This is a genomic window from Polaribacter sejongensis (assembly GCF_038024065.1).
GTDB lineage: Bacteria > Bacteroidota > Bacteroidia > Flavobacteriales > Flavobacteriaceae > Polaribacter > Polaribacter sejongensis.
In genome coordinates, this window is sequence record NZ_CP150667.1 from 2,275,172 (window position 1) to 2,288,171 (window position 13,000).

General features: G+C 29.7%; 14 protein-coding genes and 3 tRNA genes. 8 read left to right on the forward strand and 9 right to left on the reverse strand.

Translation table 11 applies throughout. The features are described from left to right. Position 1: 1 nt before the first annotated feature. Positions 2-481 carry a GNAT family N-acetyltransferase gene (locus tag WHD08_RS09470; RefSeq protein WP_165733772.1) on the reverse strand — a complete coding sequence of 160 codons (480 nt, stop codon included), beginning with the start codon at positions 479-481 and terminating at the stop codon, positions 2-4. A 176-nt stretch (positions 482-657) separates the two neighbouring features. Between WHD08_RS09470 and fbp the strand changes: the two genes are divergently transcribed. Further along, positions 658-1,668, forward strand: coding sequence for a class 1 fructose-bisphosphatase (gene fbp / locus WHD08_RS09475; RefSeq protein WP_208891010.1), 1,011 nt, complete (start codon positions 658-660; stop codon positions 1,666-1,668). Between the two features lie 113 nt (positions 1,669-1,781). Continuing rightward, on the forward strand, positions 1,782-2,390 hold the full coding sequence (locus tag WHD08_RS09480) for a superoxide dismutase (RefSeq protein ID WP_165733774.1): 609 nt from the start codon (positions 1,782-1,784) through the stop codon (positions 2,388-2,390). A gap of 116 nt (positions 2,391-2,506) precedes the next feature. Here WHD08_RS09480 and WHD08_RS09485 read toward each other — a convergent pair whose 3' ends face one another. Beyond that, on the reverse strand, positions 2,507-4,030 hold the full coding sequence (locus WHD08_RS09485) for a sulfatase family protein (protein ID WP_208891009.1): 1,524 nt from the start codon (positions 4,028-4,030) through the stop codon (positions 2,507-2,509). 358 nt (positions 4,031-4,388) lie between these two features. On the opposite strand from WHD08_RS09485, the gene WHD08_RS09490 reads away from it, so the two are divergent. The 3 genes from WHD08_RS09490 (at position 4,389) to WHD08_RS09500 (ending at position 4,992) form a co-directional block, all read left to right on the forward strand. Continuing rightward, a tRNA-Gly gene (locus WHD08_RS09490) sits at positions 4,389-4,460 on the forward strand. A 15-nt stretch (positions 4,461-4,475) separates the two neighbouring features. Further along, positions 4,476-4,561 (forward strand) — tRNA-Leu (locus WHD08_RS09495). Positions 4,562-4,906: 345 nt separating this feature from the next. Then, positions 4,907-4,992: transfer RNA gene (locus WHD08_RS09500), tRNA-Leu, on the forward strand. A 248-nt stretch (positions 4,993-5,240) separates the two neighbouring features. On the opposite strand, the gene WHD08_RS09505 is transcribed toward WHD08_RS09500, so the two are convergent. The 7 genes from WHD08_RS09505 to WHD08_RS09535 form a co-directional block, all read right to left on the reverse strand. Continuing rightward, positions 5,241-6,098: a pseudouridine synthase gene (locus tag WHD08_RS09505; protein ID WP_208891008.1), complete on the reverse strand. Its 858-nt coding sequence runs from the start codon at positions 6,096-6,098 to the stop codon at positions 5,241-5,243. A gap of 35 nt (positions 6,099-6,133) precedes the next feature. Further along, complete coding sequence (locus WHD08_RS09510; RefSeq protein WP_208891007.1) at positions 6,134-7,051, reverse strand: geranylgeranylglycerol-phosphate geranylgeranyltransferase; 918 nt, start codon at positions 7,049-7,051, stop codon at positions 6,134-6,136. A 4-nt stretch (positions 7,052-7,055) separates the two neighbouring features. Beyond that, the gene (locus WHD08_RS09515) at positions 7,056-7,982 is read right to left on the reverse strand and encodes a mevalonate kinase family protein (RefSeq protein ID WP_208891006.1); all 927 of its coding nucleotides are present in this window, start codon (positions 7,980-7,982) and stop codon (positions 7,056-7,058) included. A 54-nt stretch (positions 7,983-8,036) separates the two neighbouring features. Next, positions 8,037-8,432, reverse strand: a complete 396-nt coding sequence (locus tag WHD08_RS09520; RefSeq protein ID WP_208891005.1) for a toxin-antitoxin system YwqK family antitoxin — start codon at positions 8,430-8,432, stop codon at positions 8,037-8,039. 25 nt (positions 8,433-8,457) lie between these two features. After that, a complete protein-coding gene (locus WHD08_RS09525; protein ID WP_208891004.1) occupies positions 8,458-9,537 on the reverse strand; it encodes a diphosphomevalonate/mevalonate 3,5-bisphosphate decarboxylase family protein in 1,080 nt (359 codons plus the stop codon). 28 nt (positions 9,538-9,565) lie between these two features. Beyond that, complete coding sequence (locus WHD08_RS09530; protein WP_208891003.1) at positions 9,566-10,288, reverse strand: LytR/AlgR family response regulator transcription factor; 723 nt, start codon at positions 10,286-10,288, stop codon at positions 9,566-9,568. 199 nt (positions 10,289-10,487) lie between these two features. After that, entirely contained in the window at positions 10,488-11,531 is a 1,044-nt protein-coding gene (locus WHD08_RS09535) for a sensor histidine kinase (RefSeq protein ID WP_340832369.1), read from the reverse strand. Between the two features lie 207 nt (positions 11,532-11,738). On the opposite strand from WHD08_RS09535, the gene WHD08_RS09540 reads away from it, so the two are divergent. The 3 genes from WHD08_RS09540 to WHD08_RS09550 all read left to right on the forward strand — a co-directional run bounded on the left by WHD08_RS09540 (position 11,739) and on the right by WHD08_RS09550 (position 12,974). Continuing rightward, a complete protein-coding gene (locus tag WHD08_RS09540; protein WP_208891000.1) occupies positions 11,739-12,077 on the forward strand; it encodes a MotA/TolQ/ExbB proton channel family protein in 339 nt (112 codons plus the stop codon). 111 nt (positions 12,078-12,188) lie between these two features. Then, positions 12,189-12,527 carry a hypothetical protein gene (locus WHD08_RS09545; protein WP_208890999.1) on the forward strand — a complete coding sequence of 113 codons (339 nt, stop codon included), beginning with the start codon at positions 12,189-12,191 and terminating at the stop codon, positions 12,525-12,527. A gap of 111 nt (positions 12,528-12,638) precedes the next feature. Beyond that, entirely contained in the window at positions 12,639-12,974 is a 336-nt protein-coding gene (locus WHD08_RS09550; protein ID WP_165733783.1) for a hypothetical protein, read from the forward strand. Positions 12,975-13,000 lie beyond the last annotated feature (26 nt).

Consider the following 13,000-nt stretch of genomic DNA (forward strand, 5'->3'; position numbering starts at 1 on the left):
TTTAATTATTTTGAATAAATTTTGATAAGTTTTCTTTGTCCATTTGTACTACAGACCAATCGTTTAAATACGTGGCTCCTGTACTTTTATAAAACTCTACTGCATTGGTATTCCAATCAATTACTTCCCATGCAACTCTTTTAAAATTATGATCATGAGCATATTTTAAAACAGCTGTATACAAAGCTTTTCCTGCTCCTATTTTCTGTTTACTTTTTGTGACAATTAAGTCTTCTAAATGAATAGTTCTTCCTTTCCAGGTAGAATAACGTTCGTAAAACAAAGCAATACCAATAATTTTATTCTCTTGCTCTGCTACAAAAACTTTAAACTTAGGATTCTTAGAAAAACCATCCTTTATTAAATCTTCTACTGTTACTTCTACAGCATCTGGTTCTTTCTCAAAAACTGCTAATTCTGTAATTAAATTCAACACAGATTGCATGTCTTTTTCTTCTCCTAATCTTACAGTAAAGTCCATCTTTTTATAAATTTTAGTCAAAGATAGTTATTTACATATCTACCAAAAATAATTGAATATTTTAGACAATTATTTTTGAATTGTTTAAATTTCTGAACGAAAATTAAATAACTAAAACGTTGTAGTAACTTTAAAAAAAATAGATATTTGTTAAAATTAACAACACAACACGTAAAATGACAGGAAAAAAACAAACTTTAGGTGAATTTATTATTGAACATCAACATGCTTTTAAATATAGTTCTGGTGAGCTTTCTAGCCTTTTAAACTCTATTAGATTAGCTGCAAAAGTAGTAAATCACGAAGTTAATAAAGCTGGTTTAGTAGATATTATTGGTGCAGCCGGAGACACAAATATTCAAGGAGAAGATCAACAAAAATTAGACGTGTATGCAAATGATAAGTTTATACAGACTTTAACAAGAAGAAATATTGTTTGTGGTATTGCTAGTGAAGAAGAAGATAGTTTTATTTCTATTAACAGTAATGATGAAAATCATCAAAACAAATATGTTGTTTTAATTGATCCTTTAGATGGCTCTTCTAATATTGATGTAAATGTATCTGTAGGAACTATTTTCTCTATTTACAGACGTATTACACCAACAGGAACTCCTGTAGAATTAAAAGATTTTTTACAAAAAGGAAGCGCACAAGTTGCTGCTGGTTATGTAGTTTACGGAACCTCTACGATGATTGTTTATACAACCGGAGATGGTGTTAATGGATTTACATTAAACCCTGCAATTGGCTCTTTTTACTTGTCACACCCAAATATGGAGTTTCCTGAAGACGGAACGATGTATTCTGTAAACGAAGGAAATTATTTAGATTTTCCTTTAGGTGTAAAAAAATATATTAAATACTGCCAGGAAGAAGAAGGAAACAGACCTTATACCAGTAGATATATTGGTTCTTTGGTTTCTGACTTTCATAGAAACATGATAAAAGGAGGTATTTATATGTATCCAAAAGGCTCTAGAAACCCGAACGGAAAATTACGTTTACTTTATGAATGTAACCCAATGGCTTTTATAGCAGAACAAGCTAACGGAAAATCTTCTGATGGTTATACAAGAACTATGGATGTGGAGCCTACTGAGCTACACCAAAGGGTTCCTTTTATCTGTGGAAGCAAAAATATGGTAAAACAATTGGAAGAATTTATGCAAATACACGGAGAATAAATCTTATTTATACTGTAATCAATTATCAAAACATAAAATACTTGTAAAACCATCCTATTATGGTTAATTTTACAAGCGTAAATAGTATACTAACTTTTAAAAAACATAAAAAAATGGCTTTTCAATTACCGGAATTAGGATACGCTTATGATGCGTTAGAACCAAATATTGATGCAAGAACTATGGAGATTCACCATAGTAAACATCACCAAGGATACACAAATAACTTAAACAATGCAATTGCAGATACTGACTTAGAAGGAAAATCTATTGAAGATATTCTTACTAATTTAGATATGAGCAATGGAGCTGTTAGAAATAATGGTGGTGGTTTTTACAATCATTCATTATTCTGGACAGTTTTAAACCCGAATGACAGAGGATATTTATCTGGTGAATTAAAAGATGCTATTGAAGCTGCTTTTGGTACTAAAGATGATTTTATTGCCGCTTTTTCTAAAGCAGCAGCTACTCAGTTTGGTTCTGGTTGGGCTTGGTTATGTGTTTTACCAGGAGGTAAAGTAGAAGTTTGTTCTACACCAAACCAAGACAATCCATTAATGCCAGGTGTAACTTGTGGAGGAACTCCAATCTTAGGATTAGACGTTTGGGAACACGCTTACTACTTAAACTACCAAAACAGAAGACCAGATTATATTAATGCATTTTTTAATGTAATTAACTGGAACGAAGTAGAAAAACGTTACGCAGCAGCAAAATAAGGCAACGTAGTTGTTTTAAGCACCTCACAATTAAAGTAAAACACCTTAAAAGTGAGTCTACTTAACACTTATAAATAAAAAGCATCCTAAATTTAGGATGCTTTTTTTATTGGCTATTATTGCTGCTTTTTTAAATACTCTTTATATTCTTTACTATATTTTTTATATCCAACCTCTACACCTTCTTTCATTTGTTGATGTGCTTCTGGATGTTCTTTTTCAAACCATTTTACAAAGGCTAAACCCGGAACAGGAGCAGGATTATACACAACGCTGTTTGGTGCCATTTCTTTATCAAAATCGAAAGTTTTAGCTCTAAGCAATTCTAAAGTTTCTTTGTACGCAGCATTGGTTGCTAAATTATTTAATTGATGTGGATCTTCCCTTAAATTATACAATTCCTCTTTAGGTTTTGTTGGCTCAAAAAATGGTTTTTGATCTCCATTTAGCTTCCCTTCTTTATATAATTTTCTCATAACATGCACTGCTGGTCTATAAAACTCTAAATAAGCTTGTTGTGCATCATAAGGAATTTCTGGTTTCTCATTTCTAATATAAGACCAATCTCCAGACGTAACAGCTCTTGATTTCTCATCTATTTCATCCCATAAATCTCTTGTTCCATAAACAAAATCTCTATCAAAACCTTTCTTAAAAATTGGTTTACCCGTCATATAACTAGGAACTTCAATGCCTGCAAAATCTACAATTGTAGCAGTAATATCTGTAGAAGAGACCACATCTGTTCTTACCTGACCACCTTTAAATTGCTTTGGGTAGTATATAATAAAAGGAATTCTTAAACCTGAATCTTGTAAATATCCTTTTCCTCGGGTATTACAACGTCCATTATCCCCAATAAAAATGACAATAGTATTATCTAACATTTCCTTGTCTTCTAATTCCTTAAAAATCATTCCAACCTCATGATCCATATATTCAATTTGATCTAAATACTTAGCCCAGTCCAAACGAATTGCAGGATCGTCTGCCAAATAAGGAGGTAATGTTAGTGTTGCTGGATCTACAGGATGTTTAGATTTTGCTCTCACCTCATCCCACCAATCTCCTCTATGTGTAACATCTAATTGTATCTGAGCAAAGAAAGGTTGATCTTCTTTTGTAAACGTATCATATTTATCAAACAAACCAAATTCTGTTTTTCCATCCCATTTACCGATAGGTTTACTTTTAAAGTTGACATCTGTTTTTCTACCTTTTCCCATTACAGCGTGATGCCCTAATATTGTTGTATAACCAACATCTCTTAACAATTTTGTAAAGGGTTTAAAAATAGTATCTAAAGGTACTTTTCTGTTACTTCTATGATGCTGCGAGTTTGTTTTAACCTGATGAGTACCAACCATCATTGCAGATCTACTTGGCGAACAGATTGGATTAGTTACAAAAGCATTGTTAAAACGGATACCTTCTGCCGCCATCTTGTTTAAATGAGGTGTTTTTACGTTCGGCATTCCATAGACCTCCAAATCTGTACTCATGTCTTCTGCCATTAGCCAAATAATATTAGGCTGTTGGTTTTTAACTTCATTGATAATCTTCTTTTCTGATGTTTTTTTACAAGATGATATTGTAAAAAAAACGAAAAGGACAAAACTTATATATTTGATTGATTTCATATTTAAACTCTATATTTTTAACCTTATAAATCTACGGATTATTTATAAAATGAATACGTAAATTAAAATTGACTCTTCTTTTAAAAACCAAGATTCTGTTACAGAGTAATTTAGAATGTAAAACGATTAAACTCGACATAAAACACTATAAAACTTAAAGAATTTCACCTGTATTAGTTCATATAAATAGCACTTAAAATAGTTCCGAGAACCCAATTAAAGACTAGGAATTTTATTCGATTAATAAAAAATGAAAAAAATTAAATAAAAACTTGTCAGAATAATAAAAGATATTATATTTGCACCGCTCTTAGGAATAAGGGTAATTAAAAAGAAAAGTTCTTTTAAAATTATGACTGCGAAAGTAGCTCAGGGGTAGAGCATCACCTTGCCAAGGTGGGGGTCGCGGGTTCAAATCCCGTCTTTCGCTCTATTCAATTACCATGCTGAAGTGGTGGAATTGGTAGACACGCTGGACTTAAAATCCAGTGGTCAGTAATGGCCGTGCGGGTTCAAGTCCCGCCTTCAGTACAATAACCGTTGTTAATCTTATGATTTTCAACGGTTTTTTGCTTTTACAAACTTGCCCCCAACTACTTTTCACTTTTTATTAAACTTATTTAATTTCATACTTAAATAATCATCAATAATAACAGCCCTATATCAAACAAAAAAAAACTCTTAAACAATAGATTATTAATACTTTATAAAAAAATATAAAAATAATTAATTATTTCTCCATTTAAACATTGCGTACTACTAATAAAGATAATATATTTGCACTCCTTAGAAATAAGGACAACTATAAAAAGTTCATTAAATAGAAAGTAAGATTTGATTTAATTATCATCTTTACTTTACAAATAAAAATACCATGCTGAAGTGGTGGAATTGGTAGACACGCTGGACTTAAAATCCAGTGGTCAGTAATGGCCGTGCGGGTTCAAGTCCCGCCTTCAGTACAATAACCGTTGTTAATCTTTCGATTTTCAACGGTTTTTTGCTTTTATAAACTTTCCGCCCAGCTCCCAGCTATTAAACACTTTGATTATTATACCTGAATATTGTTTCGTAAAAGTTTATAGTATAAACAGACACCTTTTCAACCTCGACTGAATTAAGGAGCTCAGATTAACTATCTATAAACATAATATCGATATATGATTATATGCAAAAAAAAATCCAGCTAAAAGCTGGATTCTTAAGTATTCTATTTCATTATCTGAAGATTGGTAACCTCTAAATTAGTTAACTCTCTCCATCTACCTCTCGGTAAGTTTTTCTTAGTTAATTCAGCAAAAACAACTCTATCTAGCTTGCTTACTTTATAACCAACATGTTCAAATATCTTACGAACGATTCTATTTCTACCAGAATGGATTTCGATACCAATTTCAGATTTTGGTTGACCATCTACATAAGAAACAGCATCGATAAATACTTTTCTACCTTCAATAATAACTTCTCCTCGTAATTTCTCTAAATCTCTTAACTCTAATTTTCTATCTAGAGAAGCGTGATATAGTTTACGAACATTATGTTTTGGATGTGTTAATTTCTTAGCTAAGTCACCATCATTAGTAAACAACAACAAACCAGTTGTGTTTCTATCTAATCTACCTACAGGGTAAATTCTTTCTTTTGATGCATTAGCAATCAATTCCATTACTGTTTTTCTACCTCTATCATCATCCATAGTGGTAATGTAGTTCTTAGGCTTATTCAGTAAAATATATCTTTTTTGTTCTGGTGTAATAGAAGTTCCATCAAAACGAACAATATCGTCTGGCTGAACCTTATATCCCATTTCTGTCACCAACTTTCCATTTACTTCTACACTACCGTGTTCTATATAGGTATCTGCTTCTCTACGAGAACAAACTCCAGAATTTGCAATGTATTTGTTTAAACGGATTCCTGAGGCGTCATTACTTGCCTTTGGAGTTTCTTTAATTTTGGTAAAAGTTTTCTTTGGAGTTTTTCTAGCTACAGGTTTGCTTTTTCTACTTAAAGGAGTACTTTTTTTACCTTCTTGTCGTCCTCTCGACGAGTTTTTATTTGAATTCATTACTTAAAATTTTTGCAAAAATACGTAAAAAAACCTTAATTCAATCGGTCTATTACTTTTTCTACAATTAGTTCAGGCTTTATAAAAATTAAAGAAAAAACTCCTATTAAAAGTAAGATTTTCAAAACGTTATGCATTAATCTATAATGTTTCGTTTCAGAAGAATTCCATAAATAAAAGCCTAGAAAAACAAGAACAAATAAAGCAAAGTAAAAATAATATCTCATGTAGCTTAAAGCGGGATAACTAAACAAAACTACAATAGGAAACAACGTTAAAAATAATAAGAATATTGATAATTTCTTTGTTCTTACCTCTCCATAAAAAACAGGAAAAGTATCGTAATCATTCACAATTGCCCCTTTCATACTCTGTAAATCTTTCAACAACTCTCTAACCATTATTACTAGAAATAAAAAAATTGCATGAACAAAAATGATTTTAGAAAAGTTCTGAAAATACACAAATACAGCAAAAAAAGGCAAAATGGTAAGTACAGTAGCAGAAACTAAACCAGTAAAAGGATACTTCTTAAGCTTGTGAGAGTAAAACCAAATAGCAAATATATAAATAGCAAAAAACAAAGCTGCTCTAACAGAAATTAGATATCCAAAAATAAAACCTAAAAAATTTAAAGTAAAATAAAGCTTTAACTTCGTAGACTGTTTTACATAATTATCTAAACCCGTTTTTAATGGTCTATTTATACGATCTACCTTTGCATCATAAAAATTATTAATAATATAACCAGACGCCACCACACATATACTTGCTAAAACAATGTACAACAAGTCTGCATCAAAAACAATTGCTCGAAGAGATTTTGTAGGTGAAAAAACAAAAATAGCCGCTAAGTATTGCGCTAAAACTAAAACAAGAATATTATAACCCCTGATTACAGAAACTAAGCTTAAAAGTTTAAAAATAATTCTTTTGACTTTAAAACTAGGCATATATTTAGAATCTATAAACCAACTCTAACTTATAATCTTTAAGACTTTTTTGAGCTTTTTCATAATCTTCCGTAAAACCTAAAATATAACCACCACCACCAGAACCACAAAGTTTCAGGTAATAATCATTTGTTTTAATTCCGTTTTCCCAAACTTTATGAAAAGCATCTGGAATCATCGGTTTAAAGTTCTTTAAAACAATTTTGGATAATGATTTTACATTACCAAATAAAGATTTTACGTTTCCTCCCAAAAAGTCTTCAATACAAGCATCTGTTGTAGTTGCAAATTCTTCGCTGATCATTTTTCTAAAACCTTCGTTTTTCATCTTATTCATAAAGATGTTAACCATAGGTTCCGTTTCTCCAATTTGCTCGGAATCTAATAAGAAAACAGCACCTTTTCCTTGTTTTTGAGAAGGAATACCTGCTGGCTCTACATTGTCTTTAGAGTTGATTAAAATCGGCAAACTTAAGTAACTATTTAAAGGATCTAAACCAGAACTTTTACCATGAAAAAAAGATTCCATTAAAGAAAAAATCTGTTTTAACTTTAATAACTTCTCTCTCGTTAAGTTTTCTAAAACAGTTATTTTATCAGCAGCATATTTATCATAAATAGAAGCTACTAAAGCACCAGAACTTCCTACTCCATAACCTTGTGGTATAGAAGAGTCAAAGTACATTCCGTTATCTATATCTGCCTTTAGATCTTTTAAATTAAAAGTAACTAAATCTGTTTTTAAAGCAGATAAATGATTGCAAAGACGTTCTAAATTTTCATTTGAAACCTTGCGATTTCCAGATAAATCTGATGACGTTTTTAACGCTCCTCTATAAGCATTAAACGGAATAGCTAATCCTTTAGAATCTTTGATGATTCCATATTCTCCGAAGAGCAGAATTTTAGCATAAAACAATGGTCCTTTCATTTTTCTTTTTTATAGTGTTGCAAAAATACGAATTAATAAATTAACAAAACCTTATTAAAAATTCTTATAAAAAGTTTTCCAGACACCAACTTTTTCTCCTTTTGTATATTTTCCTTTTTCTTTATTCTTCCCGTTTTTATAATATGTTTTCCAAACACCTTCCTCTAAACCATCCACATAGGTTCCAGAAGTTCTTAATTCGCCAGATTCATAAAACTCAGAAAAAACTCCATCATACTTTCCTTTAGAATAGCCGATTTTTCTAAAAACATTGCCACTTTTGTAGTAATACTTTACTTCGTTACCATCAGTAGGAACTACTTTGTAATAATATGATTTAGCTTTATTTGTTTCTTTTAAGTGTGCATCTAACCACTTGGTTTTTTGAGCAGAAATAGTTATCGTAAAAAAGAAAATTAAAATTGATAGTAACTTTATAAAAGCTTTCATTTAAATTATTTTTAATTCTGAGATTCTATTTCTTACTAGCTCCAAAACCCACAGAATCATAAATATACTGATTTTTTTGACAGTATTTAGAAAGTTCTTTTTCAATAAATTGATTCACTTTCTCTTTTTCTACCTCAGGATACAACACATGCACATTTGCACCAGCATCTAAAGTAAAACAGATATTGCTATCATTTTCGGTTCTATATTCCCAAATTTTATTGATAATTTCTAAGGTATTGGGTTTCATCAAAATAAAATACGGATTGCTCGTCATCATCATTGCATGCAACGTTAATGCCTCACTTTCCACCAAATTTACAAATGCTTTTATATCTCCGTTTTGTAAAATTTCTGATATTTTACTCAAGTTATCATTTGCTTGTGTAAAACGACTTTCTGCATACGGATGCTCATGCATTAAGTTATGACCAACGGTACTAGAAACTTGTTTTTCGCCTTTATCAACCAACAAAATAGCATCTTGATAATTTTCAAAAACTGAATGTAATTTATATGGAAACTTTACTCCAAACAGATCTGAACTTCCTTCTATTTCTGGGTGATTTCCCCAAACAACCATTGGTCCTTCTATACTTCTACTTGCACTTCCAGATCCTAAACGTGCTAAAAATGATGCTTTTTTATTAATTTCTTCTGCTGATAAATCAGAATTTAACTCAGACTCTAAACTCATTAAACACATGGAAATAGCACTTAATCCGCTTGCAGACGATGCAATTCCGCTTGAATGTGGAAAAGAATTCTCTGAATTAATAGTCATTTTATAATCGAAAATATAAGGACAATATTCTTGTATTCGTTTAAAGAATTCTGCAATTTTTGGTTTGAAAGCATCCTTCTGTTTTCCTTCAAAAAACAAATCGAAATCTACAGTTTCTACCTTTTCTATTTTCTTAAAATCAATCGTAGTAATGGTATGACAATTGTTTAATGTAAAACTAATAGAAGCATTTTTTGGTATTTGAGGATTGCTTTTTCCCCAATATTTTACCAATGCAATATTACTTGGTGTTTGCCAAGTAAAACTTGCTTTTTCTACTAAATTAGTACTTCCTTTCGAAATAAATTGTGCTGTATCCAAACGTCTTAATTTTGCATCAAAGATAAAACTATTTCAAAGAATTTTCATTTAACTTTTTAAGTACATTTTCTTTGTAGGTTCTGCTAATTGGAATGGCATTTTTTTCAATTTCTACCAACTCATTAGTGTACGAATCTGTTTTGTTTAAATTGATAATATAAGACCTATGAATTCTTAAAAATTGACGAGAAGGTAATTTTACTTCTAAATTAGAAATGGTTTCCCTTGTTACTAAAATTTTGTCTTTAGTGTAAATCTTAATATAATCTGATAAGCTTTCTACATACAGAATTTCATCAAAAATAACTTTCACCATTTTTCGGTCTGATCTTACGAAAATATAGTCATTTTTAACAACACTTTCTGTAACCTCAACCGAAGGTTTTATAGTAATTTTAGTTTCAAAAAACTTATTTACTGCTTGTAAAAACCGATCGAATGCAATTGGTTTTAACAAATAATCTACTGCTTGTAAATCGAAACCGTCCACAGCATATTCTCTATACGCAGTTGTAAAAATAATTTTAGAATTTTTGTTGATAGATTTTGCCAAAGACAAACCAGAAACGTCTGGCATATTAATATCTAAAAAGAATAAATCTATGTTTTGTGTATTTACAACATCGAATGCTTCCATGGCATTTTTGCAGCTTTTAACCAATTTTAAATTCGGGATTTTAGCTACAAAAGTTTCTATAATTTTTCTAGCAACGGGTTCATCATCAACAATAACACAATTAATTTGGTTCATTTTTTAGTTATTTATTTTTAGATTAGAAAGCATGAGATTCCTCGTCATTCGTTCCTCTTTCTGTCGAGAAGGCAAACTGGGTGGAAAAAACCTCCAAAACTTGTCACTTAGAACAGAGAGAGAAGTCACATAATAATGATAACACAACAATTAGCACCCTTATGTGATTACTCCCAAAAGGTCGAAATGACAATCTCTATTAAAATTCAATTTTTAAAGACACTTTGAATGCATCTTTTTTAGCTATAATTTCTAGTTGATGTTTCTTCGGATATAACATTTCTAGTCTTTTTTTAATATTCTCTAAACCAATTCCTGCACTTATATCTTCTTTTTCTTTGGATGAGTTTTCTATTTCAAAAAACAAATAATTAGCATCTATTTTAAGATGAATATCAACTTTTAAAATTCCGTTAGCAGCAAAACCATGTTTAAAACTATTTTCTACAAACGGAATTAATAACATCGGTGGAATTTGTACTTCTTCATTTATATTTTCCTTTTTAAAACTCACTTTTAAAGTATCGTGAAAACGCATTTTCTCTAATGCAATATAATCTTCTAAATGATTTACCTCTTCTACTAATAGTACTTTTGGCTTTTCTACTTGATATAAAATATAATCTAGTAAATTAGATAATTTTAAAATCATTTCTGGCGCTTCATCTGCTTTAGTGATAGCAAAACCATAAATAGTATTTAAAGAATTAAACAAAAAATGCGGATGAATTTGCATCTTTAAAAACTTTAATTCTTGCTCCTTTAACTCTAACTTAGTTTGTAAAAATTTGTTTTCTAAAGTCTTTTTTTCATCTAACGATTTATAACTGTGTTTTAATATTTTTAAACCGCTTGCCAGAACAACTATAAAAAAAACACAAATCAAAATTACAGCAGGATTTGTAGTTAATGCTGGCATTTTTTGAAATTCTAAATTAAAATAAAACACAAACCCAACTACTTCTATCATTAAAATAGTTGTAGCAACAAAAACACCTGAATAAATAGTATAAAGAACAAATTTCTTATATTGTTTTTTTAATAAATATTTAGGAATTAAATCATATACAAAAACATATGCAGTAATTAATGTTACAATACTTAAAAGAGAAGAAAACCAAAATAAAAAAGCTTTGTTTGATGAACCTACACTAAAAAAACTTTTGAAGAAAAACCAAACAAGCATCCAACATAAAAAATGTATTGGTATTTTTTTTAAGACTAAAATCAGTTCTTTTTGCATATGTTACAAAATAAAAATAAAGATTTAATTTTTAGGATAATTAACGACGGATTACTTATTTTAATCTCTAAAAAGCAAATTTGACACTTTTTATACTAAAACTACCTGTTTTTTGTAGAAACCAAGTAAAAAGGATTCACTCGTCTCAAATATATTTTAAGAACAAACATTACCAATATTTTTGAAACGAATTTAAAAAAACATATTATGACTTACATAACCGAAGGAGGCACTCAATTTATGATCCCCTTATTAATTCTATTCTTTTTAACACTTTTTTTAATTGCAAAAAGTTTTAAAGTAAATTCAGACAAAAACAGAGAACTTATTAAATCAGTAAGTTTATTTGCCCTTGTTTTTGGTTTTTTTGGTCTATTTCTCGGATTATATCAAATGTTTACTGTGATTGCAATAGCAAACAGTATATCTCACGGTGTTTTAGCGGTGGGGTTTAAATGTGCAATTACAGCAACTTTATTTGGTTTCATCATTTTTTTAATTGGTAGATTAGGTGTAATTGCACTTACTTGGATGAAAAAAGAATAAATAAAAAAAACAGTTTTAGTAAAAACAAATTAAAAACTATTCACTCGTCTCAATTATATTTTAAGAACAAACATTACCAATATTTTTGAAACGAATTTAAAAACTTATATTATGAAATATATTATCGATGGAGGCAATACATTTATGATTCCTTTAATTATTCTTTTACTTTTAACACTTTTCTTAGTCATGAAGGGTTTTAAAATAAATTCAGAAAAAAATAGGGAACTCATTAAATCTGTCAGTTTATTTGCACTTGTATTTGGTTTTTTAAACCTTTTTATTGGTTTGTACCAAATGTTTACTATGATTGCAATAGCGAATGATGTATCTCACCAGGTCTTAGGAATAGGCTTAAAATGCGAAATTACACCAGTTATATTTGGTTTTATCATTTTTCTTATTGGCAGATTAGGTGTAATTCCACTTACTTGGATGAAAAAAGAATAAACAAAAAAAACAGTTTTAGTAAAAACAAATTAAAAACTATCCACTGGTCTCAATTATATTATAAGAACAAACATTCTTACTATTTTAAAAACGAACTTTAAAACATATACTATGGAAACAATCACAAACGGATATCCTTTATTTATAATCCCATTAATTATCATTTTTATTATTACTATCATTTTACTTATAAAAAGCATTAAAAATAATACACAGAAAAACAGAGAACTTGTTAAACAAATAAGTCTTTTTGCTCTAGTTTTTGGATTTGGGTGTCTTTTTCAAGAATTGTTTTGGATATTCGAAATGGTTGCTATTGCTACAGACTCATCAGCTGGTGTTCTAGCAGTAGGTTTCAAATATTCCATAACACCAACAATAATTGGTATGACAATTTTTTTAATTGCCAGATTAGGAATAATCGGACTTATTATAAAAGAAAAATAAACCCTAATAAACACTTTCAAAACACC

Bases quoted from the DNA above. Each gene is read 5' to 3' on its own strand.
- WHD08_RS09505 (WP_208891008.1), bottom strand. From the start codon at position 6,098: ATGAATTCAAATAAAAACTCGTCGAGAGGACGACAAGAAGGTAAAAAA.
- fbp (WP_208891010.1), top strand. From the start codon at position 658: ATGACAGGAAAAAAACAAACTTTAGGTGAATTTATTATTGAACATCAA.
- WHD08_RS09550 (WP_165733783.1), top strand. From the start codon at position 12,639: ATGGAAACAATCACAAACGGATATCCTTTATTTATAATCCCATTAATT.
- WHD08_RS09530 (WP_208891003.1), bottom strand. From the start codon at position 10,288: ATGAACCAAATTAATTGTGTTATTGTTGATGATGAACCCGTTGCTAGA.
- WHD08_RS09515 (WP_208891006.1), bottom strand. From the start codon at position 7,982: ATGAAAGGACCATTGTTTTATGCTAAAATTCTGCTCTTCGGAGAATAT.
- WHD08_RS09540 (WP_208891000.1), top strand. From the start codon at position 11,739: ATGACTTACATAACCGAAGGAGGCACTCAATTTATGATCCCCTTATTA.
- WHD08_RS09485 (WP_208891009.1), bottom strand. From the start codon at position 4,030: ATGAAATCAATCAAATATATAAGTTTTGTCCTTTTCGTTTTTTTTACA.
- WHD08_RS09545 (WP_208890999.1), top strand. From the start codon at position 12,189: ATGAAATATATTATCGATGGAGGCAATACATTTATGATTCCTTTAATT.
- WHD08_RS09470 (WP_165733772.1), bottom strand. From the start codon at position 481: ATGGACTTTACTGTAAGATTAGGAGAAGAAAAAGACATGCAATCTGTG.
- WHD08_RS09480 (WP_165733774.1), top strand. From the start codon at position 1,782: ATGGCTTTTCAATTACCGGAATTAGGATACGCTTATGATGCGTTAGAA.
- WHD08_RS09510 (WP_208891007.1), bottom strand. From the start codon at position 7,051: ATGCCTAGTTTTAAAGTCAAAAGAATTATTTTTAAACTTTTAAGCTTA.
- WHD08_RS09535 (WP_340832369.1), bottom strand. From the start codon at position 11,531: ATGCAAAAAGAACTGATTTTAGTCTTAAAAAAAATACCAATACATTTT.
- WHD08_RS09520 (WP_208891005.1), bottom strand. From the start codon at position 8,432: ATGAAAGCTTTTATAAAGTTACTATCAATTTTAATTTTCTTTTTTACG.